A 14,998-nucleotide genomic window follows, 5' to 3' on the forward strand; every position below is an offset into this window, starting at 1 on the left:
CCCTAGTCGATTACGCAGCCAGGAGTGTCGAGAGCGACTTTCCTCACAGCTTCATAATAGCGTACATAACCTGTACAACGGCAAATATGCTCATTGAGAGCCTCTTCAATCGCATGTTCGAGTTGGTCTCGTTTCACTGGATTTTTCTTCAGTTTATCAAGAAACACCGTTGCACCTGTGACAAAACCGGGAGCACAATAACCACATTGGAACGAAAAGTTTTCGATAAAAGCTTGTTGAATTGGCGTTAATTCAACAACTTTGCCTTGTTCATCCAGTTTGGCTTGCCCTTCGATGGTAACAATATTTTTATTGTTGAAATAATGGGCACCAAAGATACAAGTTCGGCTTTCAACCGTTGTGCCATCGGGCTGGATTTCCATAATGGTACAAGCATGGCAAATCCCTTGTCCGCAACCAAAGTGGGTGCCAGTGAGGTCTAGGTATTCATGTAGAAACTCAATCATTGGCATCCCAACAGGGACATCAATAGGACCAATTTTTTGGCCGTTAATGGTCAGTGTTAGTGGCTTGCGCTCAATAATCGGAACGGCATTGTTGATTTTCATGAGAGTGCCTTTTTAATTTTATCTACCGTAATAGGGAATTCATAGAAACGCTTGCCTGTTGCATGGGTTAATGCATTGCTAGTCGCAGGTAAGATTGGGATCATCCCCAGTTCTGCCATGCCTTTGGGTGGCGAAGTTTCTGAAAGTGGTGGTAAGTAATCAATGGTTTGCTGCCAAACCGCAACATCTTTAGCGCGTGGCAGGACATAGCGATTAAAGTTCCATGTTCCGTTTCCTGGCCCATCTTCATAGAGTGGTAATTCTTCCATCAACGCGTGGCCGATACCCATCGCGGTACCCCCTTGAATTTGGCCTGAAACCAATTCAGGGACAATCATCGTACCGGGGTCCATAATCATATGGTGGCGCATGATATCGACCTCACCCGTCATGGTGTTGACGTTGAGCTCGACTAAACAAGACGCAGGCGTGACCGTTGTTGGGTCCGCTTTGGCGCGTTGTGTTGGTGGGTAGTAGGCAATTTTACGTTTAATAAAATGGTAACCGCCAGTTGTCATTTGTTTTTTCAATTCTTGTGGTGCACCCTCGCCATAACGAACGGATATTGCATCGAGAGGGAGATTTTTCAAACCCACAGTTGGGATATCGAATTCTGCGCGAGCCCACTGCCAGCTGGAATAGCCGTGAACAGCAACCCCAGTGATGAGCCCCATCTCATGGGCTCTTCTGGCTAAAATGTCAAAAGGAATAGGCTTCATTCCACCACCGCCAATACCATCTGGGCCAACGCGAATATCGGCAAATTCAACATTTAAGCCGTTGAACGCACCGCCGCCGGGGCCTTCACTCCAAATGCTTTTGGCCGCAGGCCATAGGGTATTTTCTAATAAAAAATGACCCGCTTGGCGTGTACCGAACCCAATGTAATAAACACCGCTTGATGAGCTCATGTCAGGTATTAGAGCGGGTGTCCAATAGGGATCAGTTTTGGATAATTCATCTTGTTTTTTCTGGTCGGCCCAACTGGTTTTAAGCGGTAGTTCTTCAAACTCAGTCACCCCAAACTCAACGACATCAGGGGCTTTGCTGAGTGCTTGCCATACCATTACTTGCTGCGCGGTTGTACCACCGGTGCCAATCTCTTGCATACAATGGCGCATTGTTAGTTTGCCATTGGCATCAAATTCAAGAGAAAGAATGGTTGGGACGCCGCTAGAACCATAAACTTGCTGCACTTGTGCAAAGCCAACGCCGTATAGCTTGCCGGGGTTTTTCGCTTCATAATCGGCTTTATTCTTCTCACGATCGACCCATATTGGGTGTTTTTCCGCAAGATTTAACATTTCAACGTTGCGTGGGTCACCGGCTATTACGCCGCCTTGTGTATTTGGATAACCTTCTAAAATGGCATTACGGCGGCGCAGTTCAATCGGGTCAATATTAAGATTATGAGCGATTTCATCCACCATCAATTCAGTGACTGCCATCGACTGCAAGGAACCAAAACCACGCATTGATCCCGCTTCGACAGCCGGAGTGGCCATGGCGAGAGCGGTGAGGTCAGATTTAGGGAAGTAATAAATAGACTGAGCACCGCGCACTGCTACGTGAGATACGGCAACGGAGAGGTTTTCACGACCGCCGCCATTACAGTTATAAGTGCCTTTTAATACATCAAACTTACCTGTTTTTTTATCACCAATAATGGTGACATCCATCTCAATGGAGTGGCGTTTCATTCCCATTTGGAATTGTTCATAGCGGTCATTTGCCATGCGAACAGGTAAGCCATCAGCGTAGAAACTAGCGACCATCGAATAAAAAGGAAAAACCGAATAGTCTTTTGAGCCGTAACCAACAGTAGAACCGGTTAATAACACAATGTTTTCGACGGAAAAATGTTTGTTGTGTTTAGATAGCTCAGCAGCAGCATTAACTACACCAGCAGGAGACTGTGTCGCGGTTAAGATATGCAGTGTTTTGGTTTGCGCGTCATACCAAGTATTACAGTTATCTGGCTCCATCGCGCAAGGGTCAATGGATTGTGAAAAACCATGGCGCTCAATCACAAACTTATCAGGGTTCTCGCGAGCCGCTGCGATTTCTTGCTCAATTTGCCGCGCGTAATCCATCGCTTTTTCTTGTTTATCAGGGCTTTTTTCTGCCTGATGAAGGGCTTGAATAAAGCCACCGCCACGATCTTTACGGATCACTGGGGGAATAGAAATGGCGTGCTTGGGATCATAAGGTGGCCAAATAGGCGTATTGCCATCGAACCCGCCTTTAATACCTGAATCTTGATAAGGGGAAAAAATAGAAGGCGAAAGTGGTGTGTCACCACCGATACGCACGTACCGTGCTGCACCGTAGTTAGCGGGCGGTTTTGGCCCTGTCACCGTTCCGTATTTTACGGTGTTTGTGGCAAAGCGTAACATCCGCTGTGCTGCACTATATTTATCGAAATCATGATAAATCAAGATAGCAACTGGGTGGCCAATAATCGGCGGTGTGTCCCCTAAAGGAACTAAAATATTGGTGCCATAGAAGCCTTTCCCCATACTGGTATCTTGAGGAATATTTAAGCCATCACGGATAAGGTCTTCTTGTAAAACAACTTTATCAGGTTGTAGATTTGGCCCTAACATTGAAATATCAATGCCTTCAAAGGTTTTATCTGCCTCTGTCGCTTTTAACATAAAGGCATAACTTTGTTTTTTTGGCCAGCCGGGGATGTCTTTAGCGCGGTAATCACGAGCAAAATTTTTACGGCCAGTGACTTTTTCAACGCCATCCCAACGAAAACGTGCTTTACCGTTTTGACCAATCCAATCCGTTGATGGGGCGTCAGAATCGAGCTCCATTGCTATTGCAAAAGGGAGTTTGCCGACCATAACAGCAATGCCCGCAATAGTGCCTAGTTTGATGAAATTGCGTCTAGAAATATGTCCCGACATGTTGTGCTCCCTGATTATATTTTTAGGGTTTTTATTATGAGTAATGGAAGTAAATAATATTTTTTAGTCATTCATTATAAGATCGTTTTATTTCGCTTAAATTTGCTCACAATTTGATGACTAATATCAGATAGCTCAGTAAGTTACATAAATAGTATGGGTATCTGTAATGATATATCAAGAACGAGTAAAGGGATTTAGACAAGAAAGTGAATAATACTGTTGAAGTCATCTTAATATGACAGTATTGAATAAAATAACTGAGCTTTATTAGAACACAATTTATTTAAATGATACTAATTCTTATTAATGAATGATTAAATCAATATGCATTTAATTATATAAAGTATATTTACATTCGGTTATTAAATAGAAAACTATTGGGCTCGTTAAATACGAACAAGCCCGATAGTTCATTTTTTGTCATTATTGACGTAAGGATTTAACATGCTCCGGGGTGACATCAGCAGGTTGTCCTCCCCACTGAACGCGAAGGAAGTTCACTAAGTCACTAATTTGTTGGTCATTTAGCTTATTGGCAAACCCTGGCATGCTTTGCATATATTGGTTATTTGGGAACGCTTGCTCAGGCAAACCATCTAGAATCGCATTAATTAGGTTAGTGCTATCCACATCACGCAATGTTGAATTTCCTTTCATTGCCACCGCAACATTCGGTTTACCGCTACCGTCATAGGAGTGGCAACCTGAGCAGGTTTCTAAATAAATTTGGCGGCCTTGTGCATTACCTTCCCCCACCCTTAATGGCGAAGTTGCTGGCGGGTTATCGCCCATTAAATAGGTGGCTATGGCATTATTATCTTCTGGAGTTAAATGTTGAGAACTCAGATAAATTACAGGGTGCATATCACTGTAGGCGGAACCTTGTGGTGTGAGCCCAGTCATGAAAAACTGCTGTAAATCTTCTTTTGTCCATCCTCGTTCTGCAAGCGCTTGCGGGGTAATATCTGGAGCAACAAAACGACCTAAAGCACCCCCTTTCATAAAGTTATCTAAATCCATTTCTCCCAGCTTTCCTCTTGGCGTATGGCATTCAGCACAGTGCTCTAATACGTTAACTAAATACTTACCACGTAGCCATTCAGGGGAGCTACCTTGTGAGCTATCGGGGAGTGGTTTATCGTTAAAAAACAATAAATTCCAGCCAATCATTGCCATGCGTTGGTTCAGTGGGAATGGCAATGAATTTTCAGGTGGCGCGACATCAATAGCTGGCTGGCTCATCAAATAACTGTAAATAGCGTCAGAATCTTCCCGAGTGATCCCTTTATAGGATGTATAAGGCATTGCCGGATAAAGATTTTTACTCGGTGGAGAGATACCTTGGGTCAGTGCTTTATAAAAATCATCTTTTGTCCAGCGGCCGATACCAAAATCGGCTGAGGGCGTTAAGTTACTGCTGTAGATGGTACCAAATGGGGTATCGAGTGGAAAACCACCGGCTAATGGTGCGCCATCAGCACTGGTGTGACACGCAGCGCAGTCACCGGCAAGAGTGAGGTAACGGCCTCGCTCAATTTCTTGAGGCGTCGCAGTCACTTTTTGTACAGGGCCATCTAAGGTACGGCTTTCATACCAATACAGTACCGCCCAAACGATGATAGCGATGGCTATCAACCATAAAATAATTCGTTTGATCATTTTACTGCCTCCTTGATAAGACCAGGAGTCGCAAGAACCACATCGCGTACTGCTTCATAATAGCGTACATAACCAGTACAACGGCATATATGGTTATTTAGAGCTTGTTTGATAGCCTCTTCTAAGTCTGCTTCTGCAATCGGGTTTCGCTGAAGTTCTTCAATAAACACGGTCGCTGCATTTACAAAACCTGGGGTACAGTAGCCACACTGAAAACTGAAATTTTCAACAAAAGCTTGTTGAACCGGAGATAGTTTTACCTCCCCGTTTTCTTCTTTGGTGGCAGCCCCTTCGATAGTTCGGATGCTTTTATTATTGAAAAAATGTGCACCAGTAATACAGGTGCGGATTTCTTCGCTGGTACCAGATGGATTATCTAATATAACAACGCAAGCATGGCAAATGCCTTGGCCACAACCTAGGCGAGAACCTGTTAGGTCAACATATTCATGAAGAAAGTCTATCATCATGAGGCCTTCAGGCACGTCCATTGGTCCATACTGTTGGCCATTAATGGTTAAGGTGAGGGGAAGGAAATTTAGGCTCATGATATTACCTCTAAAATGTCTTTTGCGCGTACAGGCAAATGCAAGAAATGATGACCAGTTGCATCTGCAATGGCATTGACGATGGATGAAACTACCGGGATCATAACAACCTCAGCAACGCCTTTCGGCGGGTCAGTATCTGAAAGTCCTGGTAGGACTTCATTGGTTTGTTGCCAAACTGCAACATCACTGGCAAGCGGGAGATGATAACGGTTGAAGTTCCACGTCCCATTACCGGGACCATCTTCGTAGAGAGGTAAATATTCATGGAGTGCATGGCCGATACCCATTGCTAATCCACCTTGAATTTGTCCTGAAACCAGTTGTGGGACGATAAGATTACCGCATTCCACCACACTATGGTGATTCAGCAATTCGACTTGCCCAGTCGCTTTATAAATGGATAGCTCGCTAACGGTAGCGACGGCACTGTAGTAAGTGACTCCGGCATTATTTCTTTGTGTATCAGGGTAATAAGCTTTTTCGCGGTGGCAAACTTGGTATTCTTTATCGGCAAATCGTAGTGATAGCCCATCAATCGGTAAACGGCGAGTTTCACCCTGAATAGGGAAATCGGCTTCAGCCCATTGCCAGCGGTTAAATACGTGGCACACTGCGCCAGTTACCCCGCCCATTGCAAAAGTGCGTTCAATTAAGCGCGGCAAGCTAAGCACCTCAAGCCCATCAGCAGTTAAGCCTTCAGCAACCCAACGAGCATCTTCACGGCGAACAACTAGAGGGGCCGCTTGTCCGCCGCCAATCCCTTCTTGCCAAATTGACATGGCAGCTGGCCATAACCCATGTTCGAATATAAGGCGTGCGGCTGCTTCTGTGCTGTGGGTGAAATAATAGGCTGAATTACTCGCACTCGCAGGTGAGCAGTAGTTCGGTGTCCATAATGGGTTTTGTGCTAAGTGGTTTTGCTCATCTTGTGACATAGCAAATGGGTTACCTGTTGAGATCATCGGTAAAATTGACCAATCAACAACAGAAAAATGAGCTTGTTCCGCAGGCTTTCCTAACCATTTAGCGCAAACCACCGATTGGGACGTTGACATACCTGTACCAATTTCTGCGCCACTATGATAAATGGCTATTTTACCCTCGGGGGTAAGTTCTACGCGAGCAAAGGAGGATTCCGCACCTGTCCCAAAGTCTTTTTGCACACAAGAAATCCCTGTACCGAATAGTTTACCGCTATTTTTCGCTTCAAAGTCGGCTTTACGTTTGGCTCTGTCAGTCCACATTGGGTGAGCAGCACAGTGGGTTAACACTTCATCGGCACGAATTGCGCCGCCAGGAATTGCCCCTTGGGTATTTTTCATCCCAGATTTGATGATATTTTTAAGACGGAACTCGATGGGGTCTACTTTTAGGAGTTTTGCGGCTTCTTCCATTAACATATCGGTTGCTGCCATGGCTTGTAAAGTACCATAACCGCGAGCTGAACCCGCATCGACAGCTCTTGATGCAATACCGACCGCAGATAAATCACTACGGGGAATATAATAGATAGCTTGGGCCCCAGTAGCCCCGACCATGACAACGGAAGGCGTAAAATTACAGCGACCACCGCCGTCACCGATAAAAGAAGCTGAAAGGGCTTCAATTTTATGCGTTTTTTTATTAACCGCTAAGGTGTAATCCATATCGAAAGCATGGCGTTTGATGGTAGATTGAAATTGTTCATAACGGTCATTAGCTAGACGAATAGGGACTCCGTCTCCATATAATGTTGCCATCGCACCATAATAGGGGAATGGAGTGTGGTCTTTAGAACCATAACCAACGGTAAAACAAGGATGTAGGAAAATTTGTTTAATTGGAAAATGCGATTTTGCCAACATCTCTGGTAATGATTCCGCAACTTCCTGAGGGGACTGTGTCGGAATAACAAGATGGAATGACTGTGTTTTGGCGTCGTACCAACCGTTAGCATTATCAGGCTCTAAGGCAGCAGTATCAATGGATTGAGAAAAGTATTTTCGTTTGAGCACTAACCAGTCTTCCGGTGGGTTTTCCAGTTGTTTAGCGAGCTCATCAGCATATAGCATGCCTTGTTGATCTAATTTTCCGCCTTCGCGACCTTCAGGCCAAACGGGTAAGTGCTTTTTCATGCCAATAGGGGAGATTGGCATATCTTTTAGGCTTGAATAAATATCTGGCTCATAAGGATTTTCATTGCCAATTCGCACGCCACGGTAGGTTCCCCATGGGTCTCGTTCTAATGGGCCAGTTACTGCGCCGTATTGGATAACATCGTCACGGAATTTTAAGGTTTCTTTGGCAAAACGGAATTTAGCAAAATCATGATAAATCAATAATGCGACGGCTTGGCCAAGGTAAGCGGGAGTTTTCCCTTCTGGAAGCAATAAATCATCACCATAAAATTCAGGGAAAGCAACGCCATCTTTTTCTAAGTCACTTGCAGTTACGATGCGGTCAGGCATCAGGCCATCTTTTAGCAGATCAAGGTTAAAGCCTTGGTAAATTTTATCGGCTTGAGTCACGCGGAGTAAAAATGCATGACCTTGCTGTTTTGGCCAGTGAGGGATATCACGTGCACGAATGTCTCTGGCGAAGACTTTTTCCCCTTGGACTTTGGCAAACCCATCAATACGAAATTTGATTTGTTTGTCGACCGGGTTCCAGTCAGGAGATTGAAGGATTTTCTCTTCGAATAGCACATCAAAAGCACGGCTATACAAAGGGGCTAAATAAACAGATATTCCCGCTATAACGGCACATTTTAGAAAGTGTCTGCGGGAGAGTTCGACATTGCTTTTGCTCATAATACACCCTTACACTTATTATTACATCGGTATTTTTATTTTTATAGTCATATCGAAAAAATTACTTGTATCACATTTATATTATACTTCTCTTAATAATTTTCAAATTAATGATAAGTAGTTCTTGTGATCTTACTGAATATACTTTATTTATGAGATACGCAATCAGTATATCGATTTAAAATAAAAACTATGAATATTGGTATTTTAATATTGGCAGCAGGAAAAAGTGAACGTTTTCAAAATGCTGGAGGTAAAGGAAGTAAATTAAATTTTATGCTTGAAAAAAATACAGTTTTTGAAAAAACACTATTAAATTCAATCGATAGTGAGCTTCCTGTGCATGTAGTGACACGGCCTGAGAATGAAGGTGTTATTAATAATTGTTTACAATTTAATATTCCATACTCGTTGATAAATAGTAATGGATTAGGTGAATCAATCGCATTTGGTGTTAAAAATACGTCTAATTTAGATGGGTGGATAATTCATTTAGCGGATATGCCATACATCAATAGTCATTTATTTACTCGTATAGTGAATGAATTAAAACAGCATACATTAGTCAGGCCAATATATAATGGTTTGCCAGGCCATCCAGTGGGAATATCTGCAAAGCATTATACAGAATTAATTAATCTAGTAGGTGATGACGGTGCGAAATCAATATTACGTCGCAATCTTGTTTATCAATTAAACATAAATGACGAAAATGTTGTAAAAGATATTGATTATCCGAGTGTTGATAACGATTAAGGAACGAATATGTTGCGTGAAGATGTTTTTGTTATCTCTCAAGCCCTTTCTTGGATAAAAAAAGAGCCTATATGGTTGTGTACGGTGCTAAGTACATATGGTTCTTCCCCTCGTAGCCCGGGTTCACTTCTTGTTGCAAAGGCAGATGGCCAGTATGTTGGTTCTTTATCAGGTGGTTGTATTGAAGAAGATTTTATTCAACGAATACAGCATGCTGAATACATTAAGAGCAGCCAAATTGTTCGCTATGGTCGCGGTGGTTTAGAAGCGAAAGTGAATTTACCTTGTGATGGTAGTTTAGATGTTTTAATTGAATATTTACCGAATAGTCAGGAAAGTGTTAGTTACCTTACGGAGATACATCAAGCGTTACTGGGATATACTGCAATCAGTAAAAAAATCACGTTGCCACAAAGGGGGGAGGTAAGCACGGTTAATAATCAACAAATCCCAACCCAAATAGAGCGGGAAGGGGATAATATTCAATTGTATATTGCTGCGCCACCACGGTTAATTATTGCTGGGATCTCAAATGTAGGTATTTACTGTGCTAGTTTTGCAGCAACATTAGGGTTTGAGGTTATCATTTGTGAACACCGTGAAGATGAGCTATCGCGTTTTTCTGGGCAACTTTCTAGTCAATTTGAAGTCATTAAATTATTTCCAGCTCGCTATTTGGAATCCCAAAGCTGTACACCGAATACCGCTATTGTTTCTTTAACCCATGATCCTCGTATTGATGACCTGACACTAATGGAAGCAGTGAATACCCCAGCGTTTTATATTGGTGCAATGGGCTCAGTAAGAACGAGTGCTCGTCGTCGTGAACGTCTTATAGCATCTGGTGGGATGACGGAGGCGGAAATAGAACGCATCCATGCTCCCATTGGTATTCCTATCGGTAGCAAAACACCACCCGAAATAGCATTAGCGATAATGGCGGATATTGTAGCTCATAAAAATGGCGTAGTTTCATCTAGTTATGTTAGTGAAACGAAAAAAATAATGGTTACAAATTCAATGTATTGTGATGTTTAAAGTTAAATTCCCATGCCTTATAAAGTTAAATGACCTTTATAAGGCGAAAGGACCTAAAACTAGTTTAGTTGGTATAAATAGAAGAAATAATTTCTCTCATTTTTATTAAATATTTTGAAGCATCATATCGGTCAGTGACTATCTCTATATAAGCAGCAGTATCGAGTGTTTCGATAGCCTGTAAGGCCTCATTTAATTCATCACAGGTTGTCACTTTTTTGCAATACCAATCGTCACATCCCAGTGCTAAAGGAAGTTGTGCGTAATTCCATTGCGCAACATCATTATAATAATATTCAGGTTCTTTACAGAATAGTCGTTCAATAAGATAGCCATCATTATTTAATACAAAGATGATGGGTTTTAATCCAAATCGTGCAAATTGACTAATTTCTTGCATAGTTAATTGATGAGCGCCTTCCCCTGTCGCTAAGATGACTCGACGTGACGGGGATGCTAAAGCGGCGCCCAGTGCAGCAGGTGTTGCCCAGCCAATAGATCCCCATAATGATTGGGAATGAAAAGATGCACCTTTAGGTAATAGTGAAAATGCTAAGCCCATTGAAAAGGTTCCAGTATCTGTAAATATTATATCATTAGGTCTAAACATTTTTTCTAAGCGAGGATATAGATATGATTCAGTTATTTCGTTTGTTTCTACGGCTATCGGTTGACCTAGTGATTGGGCCTTAGGACTTTTGTGGTGATTAAAAGAAGAGGTTGGCAGTGATAGTAATCTATTCTGCAAGGCTAAAACTACGTCTTTCATGGAAATATTATTGTAGCATTGGCCATCAATAATGACTTTATCTTCCATGATATGGATTATATTTTCGATTTTAATATTAGAAGTATAACAACCTGAATTAAAGTCAGACAGAATAGTGCCTATATTTATAACACAATCACTGCTTTCAACAAATGAAGTGACTTGAGGAGTTAATATTTGCCCTGTATACATTCCGATATATTGCGTATTAGTTTCATCTAATACACTTTTATCCATAAATAACGTGGTATAAGGAATTTTGGTTTTTTCAATGATTGTTTGTAAGGTATTTGCTACGCCTAAGCGCAAAGACATTGAACCTGCTAATATGCAGGGTTGTTGGCTATTTATTAATTTATTTAAGATTAAAGGAATAATATTTTTTAGTGTTTCTGAGCAACTGTTTGGTATTAATGGAACAACATGATGAAATGGTTTAATTACAGTCTTTACAGCATAATCAGCAGGTAAGCCAAAATAAACTGGACGGCGTTCATGTAAGGCGCATGCGATTAACCGCTCAGTCTCTTCAATACAGTTTTCAGGGGTAATAATGGCATGAGCACAGACAATATGTTGGCTCATTTTATAAAAAACGTCATAGTTTCCATCCCCTAATGTGTGATGAGAAATACGCTGTTTCTTTTGTGTTAGGCTAGGAGGCATTCCAACAAGGTGAAATATAGGGACTCTTTCAGCATAAGAACCTGCTATTGCATTGAGAGCGCTTAATTCGCCAACGCCAAAGGTTGTTGATAGTGCAGCAACACCTTTAATTCTTGCATATCCGTCTGCAGCATACGCTGCGTTTAATTCGTTGCAATTGCCAACCCAACGTTGATGGGAGTTTGCACAAACACTATCATTTACAGGAAATGAATAATCACCAGGAACACCAAATATATCTTCAATGCCTAATTGATAGAGCTTAGATAAAATATATTCAACAACAGTTTCTTTCATTTAACTTCTCCAGTTAATAATTGTTTTTTACTTGATTTGTAATTATTTATATTAGCTATTTATTCTTATTGAAATCAATTCCATGATAGCTAATAAGGGAAGTAGTGAAAGTGTTATATTTTATAATGAGATTAATGGGGGTTATTAAATATATTATTTAATAAATTAATATAAATTAGTAGAGTAATAAAAAACAGTAGATCTTTTTAGACCTCACTGTTTTTTAGATTTAGAATACCGTTAAATAGGGTCAAGCCTGAGCGGCAATCACCATAATTTCTACTAGTACTTGTTCCCGAGCCATATTGGCTTCAACAGCTGCACGGGCAGGGCTATTTTCTATAGGCATCCAACTTTCCCATACCGCATTAAAGTCAGCAAAATCCCGTTTGATATCTTTAATCCAAACTTGGGCGGATAAAATACGTGTTTTATCACTGTTGCTTGCAGCAAGTAATGAATCAATCTTGGCAAAAACGTCTTTGGTTTGTTGTGTGATATCACCTGTTAGATCATTAGGTACTTGCCCTGATAAGTAAACTAAACCTGAATATTCAACGCTATCAGCTAAGCGTGGTTTTGGGTTGTTACGTTTTATGGACATGATTACCTCGTTAATCCAGTTAAAGAAATAGGGGGTTTTTGTTCAGTTATTAATTGGCTCAGTATTTCCGCGCTGCCTGCGGCAAGTGTAAACCCTAAACTGCCATGCCCAATATTAAGCCATAAATTTTTATAGGCAGTTTTTCCTAGTATCGGTGGGCCTTTCGGTGTTGAAGGGCGTAACCCACACCAACTTTCAGCATCGTCAATTTTAGGTAATTCAGGGAAGGTATTTTTAATAATATTCTTGAGTGCTTGTATTCTATTTTCACGCAAGCCTTGCTTGTCATAACCAATATCAACCATCGCAGCAATGCGTAATTGATCATTAAGTTTGGCATAGACAATTTTATTGCCGTAATCAGTCACGTTAATTTTCGGAACAATATGTTCTACCTGCGGGTATTCTACGCTTAAGCTATAGCCTTTTAACCCTAAAATTGGGACATTAATATTTAGTGGTTTTAACAATTCGCGGCTACCATTGCCGGCACAAACAATAAAATCATCAGCTTGAATAGTTTCCTGGTGAGTGGCTACTCCTGTAATGCAGTCATCTTGTTTAATGAAAGATTGAACATTATGTTGTAAGCAAAGATTAAATTGAGATTGCGTGAGTAAATATTGCAGTAGGTTCTTACAGAATAAATAGCAATCTGCACTCTCATCATCAGGGGCATATATTGCACCTACCAGCTGAGACTGTATGTCTTTTAAAGAAGGCTCTAGCTCAACAATTTCAGTGGGTGTTAATATTTTTTGAAATTGTTTATCAACCGTTTCACTGGCTTTTTGAAAACTTTTATTATCTCGGTGGATAATTAATTTCCCTGATTTCTCCCAAGCAAAATCAGAAATATCACCATTGTTACGCCATTTATTCATTATTTCTTGGCTAAAAAGTGATAAACGTAAAAGATGAGCACCATTAATTTTATTGGTTTTACGGTTACAAGCTAATGTAAATTGTGCAAGCCAAGACCATTGTTGTATTGAATGCGTTATTTTTAGATTTAAAGGAGAATTATTTTTCCCCATCCAACGTAGGCCTTGCAAAGGAACACCGGCGTCTGCAAGAGGAGATACATAGCGATAGCTGAGTTGCCCACCGTTAGCAAAACTGGTCTGCATGCCAACATCGGTATCTGATTCAACTAATGTTACGGTTTGGCCTGCTTTAATTAATGCATAGGCGGTGCTTAAACCAATTACACCAGCTCCAATAACCACCACATGTTTAGTCATAATAATCCGTAACCCATAATAACCAAGATGTTATTATTTAACGGTGAATAAGCTAACTAAACAATTGAGTTTTCATTACTAGAGTATAACTTTTGGTTAACTACTTTATTTCTTTTTTCAAGTGTGGATGCCAAAGTATTAACATAATTTTGTGCAGCTTTGGTTAATGGTTTGTCTGCGCGATGAAAAACAGATACGGCAAGATGTAAACCTTCTTTTAGTGGGTAAATCATTGACTCAGGTAGCGTATGTTCGGCTGAAAAAATATCCGTAATACTACAGCCTAAACCCGCTTGAACAAATTCTGCTGCCATATGGTAGGTATGAACACTAATATTTGATTCTGCAAACTCATGGCGCTTTTGTAATAGCTGAGATAAGGAGTCAGACCCAGGATGGATCCAACGCTCTTGGTCTATATCGGTGAGTGATACAGGGGAGTGCAATGGTAATTTGCTATCCACATAGACTAATGGGATATCAGCAATGGGAAGAACAGCAATGCCCCCTTCAATTTCAAGATTAAAGCCAATACCAATGTCGAGATCTTGTTGGGTTAATAACTGCAGAATATCCGTTGTATGATGTGTACCGATCGTGAGTTTGATATTGGGGTGTTTTTTAATAAATTGCGCGGTCACTTCAGGTACTAAGTTTAGCCCTAAGCTAGGTAGACAACCAATGGCTAGTTTACCTTGCGGATCACGTGATAAATTTTGCGCTAAAATTCTTAGTTTATCTAGATTTTGATAAACTTCTTTGGCTTCTTCAAATAGCAGGTTTGCCTCAGCCGTGGGAATTAACTTTCCTCTTATTCGCTGGAACAAGACTAAGCCAAGTTGTTGTTCTGCATGTTTTAAGGCCTTACTTGCCGCGGGTTGTGAGATATGTAAAACCTCCGCTGCACGAGTTAAAGAGCCACATGTCATGACCGCATAAAAAATATCGAGATGCCTTAATTTCATTTTCAGAAACCTACTATTTGCTTTGACTCACCGAAACCGACTATTGGTATTAATTCGCATATTCTACCGAATTAATACAAATTAATCTGAACAACTATTTATTTGGTACTGAAAATGATGAAAGGTAATTAGGCGGTTTAAATTCAATGGTGATAAAAAAGAGAAGGCCAGAT

General features: G+C 41.0%; 11 protein-coding genes. 2 read left to right on the forward strand and 9 right to left on the reverse strand.

What is annotated here, in order from left to right:
* Window positions 1-2: 2 nt before the first annotated feature.
* From M1F17_RS05010 to M1F17_RS05030, 5 genes are all read right to left on the reverse strand, one after another.
* Window positions 3-569, reverse strand: a complete 567-nt coding sequence (locus M1F17_RS05010) for a (2Fe-2S)-binding protein (protein WP_004260707.1) — start codon at window positions 567-569, stop codon at window positions 3-5.
* A complete protein-coding gene (locus tag M1F17_RS05015; RefSeq protein ID WP_096863307.1) occupies window positions 566-3,484 on the reverse strand; it encodes a xanthine dehydrogenase family protein molybdopterin-binding subunit in 2,919 nt (972 codons plus the stop codon). Before M1F17_RS05015 ends, M1F17_RS05010 begins: the two co-directional genes overlap by 4 nt.
* 426 nt (window positions 3,485-3,910) lie before the next feature.
* A complete protein-coding gene (locus M1F17_RS05020; protein ID WP_180312397.1) occupies window positions 3,911-5,146 on the reverse strand; it encodes a c-type cytochrome in 1,236 nt (411 codons plus the stop codon).
* The gene (locus M1F17_RS05025; protein ID WP_004260697.1) at window positions 5,143-5,694 is read right to left on the reverse strand and encodes a (2Fe-2S)-binding protein; all 552 of its coding nucleotides are present in this window, start codon (window positions 5,692-5,694) and stop codon (window positions 5,143-5,145) included. Before M1F17_RS05025 ends, M1F17_RS05020 begins: the two co-directional genes overlap by 4 nt.
* Window positions 5,691-8,486, reverse strand: coding sequence for a xanthine dehydrogenase family protein molybdopterin-binding subunit (locus M1F17_RS05030; RefSeq protein WP_318837275.1), 2,796 nt, complete (start codon window positions 8,484-8,486; stop codon window positions 5,691-5,693). Before M1F17_RS05030 ends, M1F17_RS05025 begins: the two co-directional genes overlap by 4 nt.
* 192 nt (window positions 8,487-8,678) lie before the next feature.
* Here M1F17_RS05030 and M1F17_RS05035 point away from each other — a divergent pair, with 192 nt between their 5' ends.
* Complete coding sequence (locus M1F17_RS05035; protein ID WP_318837276.1) at window positions 8,679-9,242, forward strand: NTP transferase domain-containing protein; 564 nt, start codon at window positions 8,679-8,681, stop codon at window positions 9,240-9,242.
* 9 nt (window positions 9,243-9,251) lie between these two features.
* Window positions 9,252-10,280 (forward strand): XdhC family protein, encoded by a 1,029-nt coding sequence (locus M1F17_RS05040; RefSeq protein ID WP_110592288.1) that lies wholly within the window; start codon window positions 9,252-9,254, stop codon window positions 10,278-10,280.
* A 64-nt stretch (window positions 10,281-10,344) separates the two neighbouring features.
* On the opposite strand, the gene M1F17_RS05045 is transcribed toward M1F17_RS05040, so the two are convergent.
* From M1F17_RS05045 to M1F17_RS05060, 4 genes are all read right to left on the reverse strand, one after another.
* Window positions 10,345-12,012, reverse strand: a complete 1,668-nt coding sequence (locus tag M1F17_RS05045) for an alpha-keto acid decarboxylase family protein (protein ID WP_164455173.1) — start codon at window positions 12,010-12,012, stop codon at window positions 10,345-10,347.
* A 250-nt stretch (window positions 12,013-12,262) separates the two neighbouring features.
* A complete protein-coding gene (locus tag M1F17_RS05050; protein WP_004260681.1) occupies window positions 12,263-12,616 on the reverse strand; it encodes a RidA family protein in 354 nt (117 codons plus the stop codon).
* A 2-nt stretch (window positions 12,617-12,618) separates the two neighbouring features.
* On the reverse strand, window positions 12,619-13,860 hold the full coding sequence (locus tag M1F17_RS05055) for a D-amino acid dehydrogenase (protein WP_164455176.1): 1,242 nt from the start codon (window positions 13,858-13,860) through the stop codon (window positions 12,619-12,621).
* Between the two features lie 56 nt (window positions 13,861-13,916).
* Window positions 13,917-14,825 (reverse strand): LysR family transcriptional regulator, encoded by a 909-nt coding sequence (locus tag M1F17_RS05060; protein ID WP_004260676.1) that lies wholly within the window; start codon window positions 14,823-14,825, stop codon window positions 13,917-13,919.
* Window positions 14,826-14,998: the final 173 nt, after the last annotated feature.

Source organism: Providencia sp. PROV073, from assembly GCF_033688125.1.
GTDB lineage: Bacteria > Pseudomonadota > Gammaproteobacteria > Enterobacterales > Enterobacteriaceae > Providencia > Providencia hangzhouensis.

What these genes read in the sequence shown, in the direction of transcription:
- M1F17_RS05010 (WP_004260707.1), bottom strand. Translation starts at nt 569, where the DNA reads ATGAAAATCAACAATGCCGTTCCGATTATTGAGCGCAAGCCACTAACA.
- M1F17_RS05015 (WP_096863307.1), bottom strand. Translation starts at nt 3,484, where the DNA reads ATGTCGGGACATATTTCTAGACGCAATTTCATCAAACTAGGCACTATT.
- M1F17_RS05020 (WP_180312397.1), bottom strand. Translation starts at nt 5,146, where the DNA reads ATGATCAAACGAATTATTTTATGGTTGATAGCCATCGCTATCATCGTT.
- M1F17_RS05025 (WP_004260697.1), bottom strand. Translation starts at nt 5,694, where the DNA reads ATGAGCCTAAATTTCCTTCCCCTCACCTTAACCATTAATGGCCAACAG.
- M1F17_RS05030 (WP_318837275.1), bottom strand. Translation starts at nt 8,486, where the DNA reads ATGAGCAAAAGCAATGTCGAACTCTCCCGCAGACACTTTCTAAAATGT.
- M1F17_RS05035 (WP_318837276.1), top strand. Translation starts at nt 8,679, where the DNA reads ATGAATATTGGTATTTTAATATTGGCAGCAGGAAAAAGTGAACGTTTT.
- M1F17_RS05040 (WP_110592288.1), top strand. Translation starts at nt 9,252, where the DNA reads ATGTTGCGTGAAGATGTTTTTGTTATCTCTCAAGCCCTTTCTTGGATA.
- M1F17_RS05045 (WP_164455173.1), bottom strand. Translation starts at nt 12,012, where the DNA reads ATGAAAGAAACTGTTGTTGAATATATTTTATCTAAGCTCTATCAATTA.
- M1F17_RS05050 (WP_004260681.1), bottom strand. Translation starts at nt 12,616, where the DNA reads ATGTCCATAAAACGTAACAACCCAAAACCACGCTTAGCTGATAGCGTT.
- M1F17_RS05055 (WP_164455176.1), bottom strand. Translation starts at nt 13,860, where the DNA reads ATGACTAAACATGTGGTGGTTATTGGAGCTGGTGTAATTGGTTTAAGC.
- M1F17_RS05060 (WP_004260676.1), bottom strand. Translation starts at nt 14,825, where the DNA reads ATGAAATTAAGGCATCTCGATATTTTTTATGCGGTCATGACATGTGGC.